The 7,796-nt window shown below is 60.6% G+C and carries 7 protein-coding genes and 2 pseudogenes; 4 read left to right on the top strand and 5 right to left on the bottom strand.

The window, feature by feature from the left end; all coding sequences use genetic code 11:
* Window positions 1–219: pseudogene (locus tag EOA27_RS13385) on the top strand (acyltransferase); the annotation flags it as partial.
* 75 nt (window positions 220–294) lie between these two features.
* Here the strand turns inward: EOA27_RS13385 and EOA27_RS13380 are convergent.
* From EOA27_RS13380 to EOA27_RS13370, 3 genes and pseudogenes are all read right to left on the bottom strand, one after another.
* Window positions 295–1,392, bottom strand: a complete 1,098-nt coding sequence (locus EOA27_RS13380; protein WP_126083028.1) for an acyltransferase — start codon at window positions 1,390–1,392, stop codon at window positions 295–297.
* 194 nt (window positions 1,393–1,586) lie between these two features.
* Window positions 1,587–1,904, bottom strand: coding sequence for a YMGG-like glycine zipper-containing protein (locus EOA27_RS13375; RefSeq protein ID WP_126083027.1), 318 nt, complete (start codon window positions 1,902–1,904; stop codon window positions 1,587–1,589).
* Window positions 1,905–2,081: 177 nt separating this feature from the next.
* Window positions 2,082–2,336: pseudogene (locus tag EOA27_RS13370) on the bottom strand (type II toxin-antitoxin system HicB family antitoxin); the annotation flags it as partial.
* A 64-nt stretch (window positions 2,337–2,400) separates the two neighbouring features.
* Between EOA27_RS13370 and EOA27_RS13365 the strand changes: the two are divergent.
* The gene (locus EOA27_RS13365; protein WP_126083025.1) at window positions 2,401–4,749 is read left to right on the top strand and encodes a plasmid partitioning protein RepB C-terminal domain-containing protein; all 2,349 of its coding nucleotides are present in this window, start codon (window positions 2,401–2,403) and stop codon (window positions 4,747–4,749) included.
* Window positions 4,750–4,884: 135 nt separating this feature from the next.
* Here EOA27_RS13365 and EOA27_RS13360 read toward each other — a convergent pair whose 3' ends face one another.
* Both EOA27_RS13360 and EOA27_RS13355 read right to left on the bottom strand, forming a co-directional pair.
* The gene (locus tag EOA27_RS13360; protein ID WP_126083024.1) at window positions 4,885–6,402 is read right to left on the bottom strand and encodes a PAS domain S-box protein; all 1,518 of its coding nucleotides are present in this window, start codon (window positions 6,400–6,402) and stop codon (window positions 4,885–4,887) included.
* Between the two features lie 207 nt (window positions 6,403–6,609).
* Window positions 6,610–6,882: a hypothetical protein gene (locus tag EOA27_RS13355; RefSeq protein WP_126083023.1), complete on the bottom strand. Its 273-nt coding sequence runs from the start codon at window positions 6,880–6,882 to the stop codon at window positions 6,610–6,612.
* A gap of 161 nt (window positions 6,883–7,043) precedes the next feature.
* On the opposite strand from EOA27_RS13355, the gene EOA27_RS42110 reads away from it, so the two are divergent.
* Window positions 7,044–7,349 carry a hypothetical protein gene (locus tag EOA27_RS42110; RefSeq protein WP_245467084.1) on the top strand — a complete coding sequence of 102 codons (306 nt, stop codon included), beginning with the start codon at window positions 7,044–7,046 and terminating at the stop codon, window positions 7,347–7,349.
* Window positions 7,346–7,796 (top strand): thermonuclease family protein (locus EOA27_RS13345; RefSeq protein WP_245491085.1); only part of this gene is annotated, 451 nt, incomplete at its 3' end. The genes EOA27_RS42110 and EOA27_RS13345, both read left to right, overlap by 4 nt.

Here is a 7,796-nt window from a genome sequence, read left to right as displayed (position 1 = left end):
CTGCAGCCCGTGGCGGCCTTCGTGATTACCCGTTATGGCGACGGCCTCGGCGCGCCGCTGCGCTTCGCCATCGTGCTGGCGGTCGTGCTGCCGGTAGTTTGTCTTCTGTCCTTCTTGACCTACAGGCTCATCGAGATGCCCGGGCAGCAACTCGGACGCGTGGTGTTGCGCCGGTTCGCACGTAAGGAGCCAGCGCTTGAGCCAAGTCCCGCCGAGTAGCATCAGCAAACGGCTGCACATCGCTGATCTGGCGCGTTGTCCGATCGCCGCCGATGCGGCAGGACCTCGGCTAATTTAGAATTGCGTCACTTCCTCGCGTGCGCGCCGCAGTGAAAGCAGATGCCGCAGCAGCGTCCGCGCATTCTTGTCGTAAACGTAGTGCGCGAATGCAGCGACCGCGATGACGAGAATGGATGTTCCCACGACGAATGGCAGGCCGTGCTGGTTCCGCAAGGTTCCAGTGACGGATTCGTCTAGGATGTTCACGATCCTGATCAGCGGCGTGTGAAGCGCATAGATGGCGTAGGAGATGTTGCCGGAGAACAGGGCGATCGCGCGCCAGAAGCCCGAGAGCCGCAAGCGGGAAGCCATGAGAACAAGCCAGGGCCAGACCAGCACTATCATCGCCAGGTCGTATAATTGCGCGTTTCCGGCGGGCCGGAAGATCATCAGTCCTGCGCAAAGCGCCAGCAGGATGGGCATGTAGAGATTGCCATCCCGGCTGACCCCGGTCGCATATCGCCGCAGATAAACGCCGAGGAAGAAGGAAAAGGCGATCCGGGCGGGAGCCGCGATCGTGCCGTCCCAATGAGCGCCGCCGCCCAGGCTGAAGCCCTGCCAGGCCATTAGCGCCAGCACCAGGAAAGCAAGGCTGAAGATAGCGGCCAGCGAGCGGCGAGCGAGCCTCAGGGCCAGCGCGGCGAAAACCGCGTTGGCGACAAGTTCATAGAAAAGCGACCAAGCCGGACCGTTCAACGGAAAAAGCAAATCTGGACCGACTGAAAGCGACGGCGGCGTCGGCAGGAAAAGCAGGGAAAACGCAAGGCTCGCAAGCAAATCCAGCCGCGAATACGAGCTTAGCCCGTGCATCGCGATGGTCGCTCCCACGCCGGCCATGGCAATGCCGATGCCGGCGAAATATAACGGGTAGAGCCTGACGATGCGGGCCTCCGCGAATTCCCGGAAAGACATGCCTTTCCGGAACTTGTCGTCATAGGCGTGGGCGATCACGAAGCCGCTCAGCAGAAAGAACAGGTCGACGGCGAGAAAGCCTGACGGGGCCAGATCAAGATGCTGCGCCGTCAGCTCGCGGAAATGACCAAGCATCACCAGAACAGCGGCGATGCCTCTTAAGCCGTGCAAGGCGTCGAAGTGGGTTGTCTCAGGTCTCAAACCGCTCTCCGGTTATCCCGAACCCGCCAACGTCGCCCAATTCATCTACGCATTGATTGTGCGTCGCACAAGAAACTTTTTGCGGCGCACGCTAGTGGAATGTGTCCACCAGTCTTCCCTGGCCTGCGGGAACGAGAGGGCACCTTCTCCCCGTAACGAGGTCCGCTAACGGGGAGAAGGAAGAACCGGCACGATCAATAATCGCCGTTGTAATACCGGTCGTCGCACGGGGCGGTGTAGATGCGGCCGTAGCGGTCCTGGTAGCGGCAGAGCTGCTCGCCGCGGCGCTGCGGGGTGGTGGCTGAGCCGACAACGGCGCCAAGCAGCGCGCCGCTCGCGGCGCCAATCACCGTCGACTTGGTGTTGCCGCCGATCGCCTGGCCGACAAGCGCGCCGCCTGCGCCGCCAACCAATGCGCCGGTGGTAGCCCGCTGCTGGCCTTCGGTCTGCGTCTCGCAGCCGGCAAGTGCCACCGTCATCAGCACCGCCAGAATGGCCTTCTTGATAAACATCACTCGAACTCCTCTGAAGCCCCGGGTGTCTGCTGGGGCGAACAAAGCCCGAGTGCGGTCGCATTGCGGCGGAACGGCGGCAGAGCCCGCTCACGAACTGAATCAGGGTTTCTCGGCGGTTGAAGGCAATGGTTGCCAAACGGGAAAGGGCGGCACTGCCGCCGTAACCCTTCAGGGGGTCCTCAATGGGACCAAGATGGTTGTGAGCTCCCGATTGTCGACGCCCTCCATAATCTGCTCAAGAGAGCTAGGTTCTGGGACGGCCTCGCCATCGTCTATCAGGCCTTCAATGTGAAAGGCGAGAGCCTGTTCGGCTAACTCGCGCGCCTCGTCGAAACTTGCGCCGGCCGTAACGACACCGGGAAGGTCGGGGAAAGACACCCCGTAGTCACTGGCTTCCTCTTTATGGATCAGTCCGATGTATTGGCGCATTCTGATCCCTTGCCGCTAGGTGATCGACCGCTAGTTTAAAGCACCAGCACGACGGTGCAAGGCGATGGACAAGTCTGCAGCGGCCCACGATCCTCCAACAGCGAGGCGACGAGGCCGTGCGGCTCAATATCTTCGCATGTCCACCGATCAGCAAATCTACTCACTTGAGAACCAAAAGGATGCGATCCGCAGTTACGCGGGCATCATGGGGTACGACATTGTTGCGACATATGAGGATCCGGGCCGCAGCGGGCTCAGTCTTCAAGGGCGCCCGGGCTTACAGAAGCTGCTGTTCGACGTGGAAAACGGGTTCGCAGATTTTGAGACGGTAGTGGTCTATGACGTCAGTCGCTGGGGTCGATTTCAAAACGTCGATGAAAGCGCATCCTACGAATATAGATGCCAGTCGGCCGGAGTGCGGATCGAATTTTGCGCCGAGCAGTTCGCAAATGACGGAACCATGGGCTCTGACGTGCTCAAAGCTATCAAGAGGACGATGGCGGCCGAGTACAGTCGCATGCTTTCGCAGAGGTGCTTCATCGGCCAGAGCCGGATCGTTCAAATGGGATTCCGCGTAGGCGGGCCGCCGGGCTATGGTTTCCGGCGTCTGTTGGTGGACCAGTCAGGTGAACCCAAAGGCATCCTGAAGCGAAAAGAGTGGAAAAGCCTTGTCTCGGACCGAGTGGTCAGAGTGCTCGGTCCACCCGAGGAGCTTGAGACGGTCCGATGGATATTCGACCAATTTGTAAACGAGGGAAAGACGAAGAGGGAGATCGCCAACGCGCTCAACGCCCGCGGGATGGTGACGGATCACGGCCGGCCCTGGTCGATCCGTTCGGTGAAGACGGTACTGACGCATGAGAAATACATCGGCAACGTCATCTGGAACCGCTCTAGCAGCAGGCTGACAAGTCAGCGGATCCGCAATCCCGCCAGCGCCTGGATCCGCGTCGAGAATGCATCCGCGCCAATTGTCAGCTCCGAGCTGTTCGATCGTGCCCAGGTTGAGGCAAAGGCGCGTCTGTTCCGTATGACCGACAATCAGATGCTGGTTCCCTTGGCCAAACTTCTCAAAAGGAAAGGAGCGCTGTCGGAGAGGATAATCAACGCCGCCCGCGGTTGTCCCTCGAGCTCCCGATTGAAACGGCGCTTCCGGACACTCGCCGAGGTATATCGCCGGATCGGATATAAGCCTCCGCGCAACTACGAATATATAAGCGTAAATGTTGATCTTCGTGACCGCAGGCACGAAGTCGTCGAAGAGCTAGTAGCAGCTATAGAGGACGCGGGCGGTTCGGCTCGATATGACCCGGACAGCAAGCTGGTCACAGTAAACGGCGAATTCACGGTTGCGATCTGGATCGCGCGCTGTCGCCTCTCACGGCATGGATACCCGCGCTGGGCGTTCAGAAGAAGGAGATTCGCGGGTGCTGACTTGTCGGTATTGATCAGGATGCAGCCTGGCGATGCTGCGATACGCGACTTCCTCGTTTTGCCGGGGCATGAGGCGAACCATGTCTTCCACGTCCTCAAGGCAGAAAATGGCTGCCCGATAGATTCCTTCGTGTTTGCGACACTGGATATCCTGGTGGCCATGGCCAGACGTGCGCCTGATCAAATCCTCCCCCCAACGATGCGTCAGCTCCATCGCGGTATCGCCGGCACTGGTCGCCATTTCGCCGGTCTCAAGCATGCACCTGAGCCGTCGAACCCTCTGCGCGGGTACGTTTTGCTGAGAAACTTTATCCATGAACGCATGCGAATGCGTCACTTCGTGACGACGACGAACGAACTGCGAAAGCACTGGGACAGAACAGCCCAGGCTATGCGCCAATTGATGACCGTTAAAGCATTTCGAGAGTTGCTGAAGAGCGAGGGGATCGAGACAATGCCGAGCATGCTGATGGAAACGATCCCACCGTCCCACCTCGCGCTGATAAGGGCGGAGCGCCCGCTTGCAGCATGCCAAATTGAAGGAATTTGCGCCGACGCTCTCGGCTTGCTCGAAAACTGCCCTGTTCCTTCGATCATCTTTTCTTACCTGCGCGAGGTTAGCTTCGAAAGGCAGGTTGAGATGGCAAAGATCATGCTCGCCTTGGGTAGTGTGAGGGCCGACTTTGCCAAGACCCTTGTCGCACTAACGCCGCGATCACAGCTTGCCGATCCCTCATCGCGGCGGAAGCGGTTCCACGGCATCAAGGCTGCTCAAGTCACATCGATGGAGGCTGAATTTGGTGAAGTGAGCCATGAGTTTCTAAACGCCGTAGCCACCCATGGTGTTCGGGCTCTCGGCCTCGTCGCGGCTCACGGTTATCTGGGCCGGATCCTGGAAAATCCGAAGGTGGTTCGGTATCTTGCCCGCGACTTCCCGATACAGTTTGCGCAATTCCAGTGGCTGCTGCAAATACGCTAAGGCAATGCCGGCCCATGTCCTCCAACGCACTGAATTGTGCCTGAGGGCAAACAGAGGCTGTCGCGTTTGTTCCAACGCCAACTCGATTTCGCTGAGCGCCCGCTGGAGCTGCTGCCCCGACAAGCGGCTAGGACATCAGGCCGAGAATCTTTCACTATCGATCGTGATCTCGAGCACAATTCCGGCGGCGTCCCAATCTCGCACGACTCCGCCAAGCTCCCTCGCCGCGGCGCGGATCAAGCGGCTGCCGAATCCTTCGTCTTCGGTTGCGATCGGAGGTGGTCCTCCGACCTCTCGCCATTGGACAGTCACCTTGCCGTCAGTGTTCGAGCAGGCGATCTCTATCGAGCCGGCGGCTGCCGAGAGGCTGCCATGTTTGGCAGCGTTGGTGGCGAATTCGTGTAGCAGGAGAGAAAGCGGCGTGATCATCGCTGAAGGCACCGGCATATCGATGCCACTGATCGCGAAGCGGGGATGCTCGTCGGTTCCATGGCGGTATGGCTCGAGGATTGCCGCGACCAATGCATGTAGGCTCGTCGCGGCCTGAACAGACGGGCCAGTCGAGGGGAGCATCGTCAGCGCATGCGCCCGGGCGAGGGCGCCGAGGCGGTCGGACACGGTGGAGGCGAGCGCGGCCGGCGTTTCTGCGGCTGGCGCGCTCAAATTGACGATGGTCCTTGCGATCGCAAAAAGGTTCTTCACGCGGTGGTCCATCTCGCGAAGCAGCAGCTCCCGCTGCTCCTGCGCGCGCAGGCGCTCGGAGATGTCACGGCCGATCTTGGAAACACCGACAATTGCGCCGGACGCGTCCGCGATCGGCGAAGCGGTCAAGGAGATCGGAATGCTGCTGCCATCCTTGCGCAGGCGAACGGTCTCGAAATGCTCGACATGCTCTCCATGGCCAATGCGGGCCAGAATCTCCCGCTCCTCGTTCTGGCGATCGGGCGGTATCAGCAACATGAGCGGACGTCCGACCATTTCCTCGCGGCCGTAGCCGTAGAGGCGCTCGGCGCCGCTATTCCAGTCCGTGACGATGCCGTCCATATCCGTCGCGATGATGGCATCATCCGAGGATTCGACCAGTGCACTCAGTCGCGCTGCTGTCGTTTCCGCCCGCTCCCGTTCGATCGCAAACCCGAGCTGACGGGCAATGGTCAATGCAAGTTCGCGTTCACGATCGCCGAAGCGGTGGGGTGCTGGATAGTAGACCATGAACTTGCCGATGAGCTCGCGGGAGCTGGCAAGCGGGATGAAGGCCAGCGCTTGGATACCCTCGCCAAGGACGGTGTCGATGAGCCGCCGGGATTCACCGCTGAGACGAATATCCTCGACAAAGATTGGCTCGGCGTCGTGCTGATTGCAGGTCCACGGTGTGTGGCCGTTGACAGCCCTGCGATAGTCTTCGGAGAGAGAGCGCCAGGCGACGAAGCTCATGACGCCGTGGCTGTCAAATCTCAGGATCGAGGCGCGCGACGAACCGAGGGCGTCGCATATAGCGTCCAGCGCTGCATCGTAGATCTCGCCAAGGCCGTTGGCCCGGTAAAGTCGGTCGGTGAGACGAAAGAGGACGGCTTGCTCCCGGACAATATCGCCGTCGGCCGGCCCACGCTGGCCTCGCCCCATGCCCGCATTACTCACGGCCCCGTGCTGCATGGCTCTGTCCCACGGACGGCTCTATTGAAGTTCGGCCATCCTCGACCAAATAACAGCGTCCAGGGTTCAGGCCCTTGGACCGCAGACCCCGATCAACCAAACAATATGCGCCTTGCGCAGTTTCGCAATAGGGACTTGGGGCCGTGACGCTAGTTAGGACCGTCAGTCGTTATCGGTGCGGCTGTTGCGCTGATGCGAGCCGCAATATCAGGTCTTCGGCGGGCCGCAGCGTCCTTTCAGCACGGCGATTTCGGTCTCGTGGTCGCCGCCGGACATCGACGCGACCGGCACGCCGATGAGGAAGACGCCAAGCGCGTCGCCGTTCGCAGCCTTGTTCTGCTGGTTTGTCAGAGTCGCCAGGCGCTCCTTGTCGGCCTGGGTGCAGGGGCCAGCATTGGGCACGCCCGCTATTTTGTCCGGTGGCGTTGCGCAGCCTGCAATGCAAACGATTGCAGCGACGGTTAAAACAAACCGCTTCATAGTCCCCCCAAAATCCAAACCCGCTGTCAACGTTGCTTAGCTTCGCACGGATGGCAAGCGGCCAAACTCGGATTCGACAACAAAATTCGAATGAAGCATTATGCCAGCCGGGGTCGGGGGTTACCTCTGTGGATTTAGGATCGTATTTTGCCGCAGCGAGTGTGGTGCTGTTGTCGGGCTGTGCTGCCGACTATTTGAACAATTACGATACGATGACGCTTGCGTCCGGCGACGCAAACAATGCCAATGCGCTTCTGCAAACGGTCGATCCGTTCAATCCGAACAGCAACAACACGCATATTGAAGGGGATGGGCAGCGCAGCGTCGCTGTGATCCAACGCTATAGATCGCCCGCTTCGGGCGGGGGCGGCTACACCGGCAACTGTCCGACCGATGAAAGCAGGGCGGCGGACGGATCGCGTTGCGGCGGCCGCTCGGCCGAGAGCCGCCCGGGCGGCCCGCCGTGATCGGCATCGACAAGTCCCGTTACGACAATCGCTCTGACCAGTGGCGGCGGCGCACTGGCTCGCGACGTTCACGCGCCAGGCGATGGGCAAGCGTCCCGCTTCGTCTTGTGCTTGTGACGGTCGCCGCGGTCTCGGCCCTGGTCACGCAATTCGTCATGCACAACAGCGGGTCGCTGCCGGAAATCAACCTGCAGAACATCATCAAGCCGAGGCCGGTATCTATCGCCGGCGTCGCCTCGGTGATCGACGGCGACACGATCGAGATCCACGGCCAGCGCGTGCGCTTCAACGGCATCGACGCGCCGGAGAGCCGGCAATATTGCGACGACGCAAAGGGCTTCGAATATCCCTGCGGCCGCCGCTCCGCCGAAGCGCTGGGCAAGTTCCTCTCCGCCTCCAGGCCGGTGCAAAGCGCCCGTAGCTGTCCCAGGTCACGAAGGCGCATTG

Origin of the sequence: Mesorhizobium sp. M2A.F.Ca.ET.037.01.1.1 (assembly GCF_003998075.1) — a bacterium.
Lineage (GTDB): Bacteria > Pseudomonadota > Alphaproteobacteria > Rhizobiales > Rhizobiaceae > Mesorhizobium.
Note: the sequence above shows the minus strand (reverse complement) of the source record. Positions and strands in the feature narration are given on the sequence as shown.